We start from the raw sequence: 3113 nt of genomic DNA, 5'->3' as shown, positions 1-3113 counted from the left end.
TCAGAGTGTTGTACCAATCTGTCATATCCTTTTGCTTTTGTGATTTGACCTATAATTTGCTCAAAGAACATGGTTTCGCCTCCAACAATATCAATATTCGCTGCTTTTAACGCTTCGGCAATCACACTCGCCTGTGCATCAGCAATTTCTTTTTGAATGTTGATTTCAGCAAGATCAACCTGTAATTCTTTTTCTAAACGCAACTTGAACTCTTCGTGCTCTTTACCAACACCATCTAACTTCTTCATTGCTTCTGCTTTTTCTTCGATTCCAGCTGCATCTGCCAGCGCTTTTTCTTTGATAACTTCTGCTTCAGCCATTCCTTCTTTCTTAATTGCTTCTGCTTTTGCTTCTATTCCAGCAGCCTCAGCTTTTGCTTTCTTTTCAATAATTAATGCTTCCACCAATCCTTGACGCTCATTTGCATCTGCTTTTGCTCGCATTACTTCTGCTTCTGACAATCCAAAAGTAGCTTCTTCCTTAGCTTGTGCTTCTGCTAATATTTTACGAGCCTCAGCTTCTTTTGCGCTTGCTTGTTTCTTCGCCTCAGCTTCTATATTAATTTCTTCTGCCTGTTGTTTTGCAGCTTCTTTTTGTGCTTCAGCAGCTTTTATTGTTTTGATTAATTCTTCCTGTGCATTTGCCTCTGCTATCGTTATCTTCACTTGCTTTTCACGATCAGCAGTTTTGAATGCTTCAATGTCTTTCATGTTTTCTTGCTCTTCTACAACACCTTTTTCTAACATTACTCTGTCACGAATTACATCTTGAATATTTTTCTTTTCTATCTCTACCACTTTTTCTTTTTCAATTTGAGCCAAGGTTACAATACGCTCACGTTCTGTAGCTTCTAACATTCTGTCTTTTTCTACTCTTTCGGTTTCTACAGCTTCAGTTCTTTGCTTGTTTTTAGCTGCCACAATCACTTGACGTTGTTTGTTTTCTTCTGCTACTTGTACTTTTTCTTCAGTGGCAATTCGTGCTGATTCAGACTTTAAACGTTCTTCTTCAGCTACTTTTAAGGTTTCCGCTTCTTCTCTCGCTTTTATGTTTGCAATTTCTCGTTTTTGTTGTTCTTCTTTTTCAGCCAATTGTTTATCTAATGCGAGAATTGCTTCTTGTGCTTCTACATCTTGCTTACGAATCGTTTTTTCTTCATCACGCTTAATCTGATTCGCTTTTATGTTTTGAATAGCAGTAAGCTCGGTAATCTTCTTAATTCCTTGCGCATCTAAAATATTATCTGGCTTCAAATGTTGTACGGCGGTTTGTTCTAAGTGGTCAATAGCACAATCATCTAAAACGTAACCATTTAAGTCGGTTCCAATAATTCCCACTATTTCTTGTCTAAATTCCATACGTGCTTCGTACAGTTCAGTAAAATCGAATTTTTTACCTACGGTTTTTAACGCTTCCGAAAATTTAGCTTCAAAAAGATCTTTTAGTGTAGAAATATCCGAAGCACGTTCACAACCAATTGTTTGCGCTACTTTCTCTATAAAGCTTACTTCATCATTTACACGAATAAAGAAAGCTACTTTGATATCTGCTCGCATATTATCTTTACAGATTAAGCCATCTATTCCCATTCGTTCAATTTGCAATTTTTTTACAGAGATGTCCATGATTTCAACTCTGTGAAATAATGGAATCACGTAGAGTCCTTTATCTGTAGCGACTTTGGTTCCGCCTCTACCCGTACGTACTAGTGCTTTTCCTTGTGGGACTTTTTTGTAAAATAATGCAACAATTGCAATGTAAATAATGACTAGAAACAGTAAGAGTCCTAATCCTATTCCAATAAAAGTGCTGATGTTTTCCATAGTTTATTCTAATAATTTATTTAATGATTCTACGTAATAAAATTTTTTATCTTCTGAGTGTTTGGTTATTAATACTTCATGATTGAAGGGAATATGTTCATTGTTTTTTGTTTTAGCATATAGAATAATGGATTTTGCATTTACCGTTACTTCAATACTTCCTATTTTGTCACTTTCTATTTGAGACTTTGTTGTAGCTTTCATACCAATAAAATAGATGGGTTCTGTACCATCAGGATTTAATCCCTCAAAGAAATCTTTGAAAGGAGAGGTAATTATTTTGGTAAGTAGTAGTGCTGGTATTAAGGTCACTAAGACCATTACATAACCAAAAGTAGTATGATAACTATCTGTATAGATCGTTGCTATGTTTGATAATACCCACCAACTAAAAATCCAACAGGTAAGTGTAAACATAAAAGGTAAGCCAACAAAGTTGAAATAGATTAATGCGGATTGCCACCACTCACGTCTTGTTCCGTCTGCTGATTGCAATAAATTATCATGTATTTCTGTATTTACAGCTTCCGTAAAAGTACCCGTTTGCAAATCTGCATCAACATCGACATCTACGTCTATATCTAGGTCAAAATCTAGTCCAGACAACATTGTAAATAGCCAATACGCAATCAGTATCAGCATTGTTACTGTTAAGAAGATATTCACCTGAGAAAACGCTATGTCGATAATTTGATTCATACTAGTTGATGTTGTTTTTAAAGTCAATATTGACCATGACAATGTAAGCTATTTATTGTATTTCTTATTACAAAAATAATAAGCTATTGTTCATTTGTTGTCAACAATATACGTATGGAATTTCCTCCGAATCCTATATATTGACTAAAATGTTTTAATCTTTTGGGGGACGTTTTATTATTCTTAAAGTAAGATGGTACAATACGTTTAAGTTACAAATTCAATACCTGACATTCCTGAAGCTCCAAGGGTGTATGCTTAACCTTACATTTGTTAGTAGTTACAATAGAAATTTTGTTACAAAATATTTTTAACGTTATTAATTTAACTCAATAGAAAATTGATAAGTTTCTTTGAAATTTATTCGAGAGATAAAGTTGTACTATATGTTTTGAAATCGGATCCTCTCATTTTGCTTAAAAAGATTTGATCAAACTAAAAGATTGAATACTTATAGACACGAATCATATATAGTAATTTGTATTAAAACAAAAGTCTAAAAATAATCCCTAATTGACACGCCCTAAAAAACCGTTACAGTTTTATTAGGATTAAAAATAGTTAAAACACAGATAAGACAGCTGTCTTATC

At 33.9% G+C, this 3113-nt stretch carries 2 protein-coding genes; both read right to left on the bottom strand.

The annotated features are described in order from the left end of the window. On the bottom strand, positions 1-1823 hold a 1823-nt coding region (locus MK119_RS24115; protein WP_290684275.1), incomplete at its 3' end, for a flotillin family protein. A 3-nt stretch (positions 1824-1826) separates the two neighbouring features. Beyond that, on the bottom strand, positions 1827-2522 hold the full coding sequence (locus MK119_RS24110; RefSeq protein WP_290684273.1) for a hypothetical protein: 696 nt from the start codon (positions 2520-2522) through the stop codon (positions 1827-1829). Between the last annotated feature and the right edge of the window lie 591 nt (positions 2523-3113).

Source organism: Kordia sp., from assembly GCF_022447245.1.
Taxonomy (GTDB): domain Bacteria; phylum Bacteroidota; class Bacteroidia; order Flavobacteriales; family Flavobacteriaceae; genus Kordia.
Note: the sequence above shows the minus strand (reverse complement) of the source record. Positions and strands in the feature narration are given on the sequence as shown.

What these genes read in the sequence shown, in the direction of transcription:
- MK119_RS24110 (WP_290684273.1), bottom strand. Translation starts at nt 2,522, where the DNA reads ATGAATCAAATTATCGACATAGCGTTTTCTCAGGTGAATATCTTCTTA.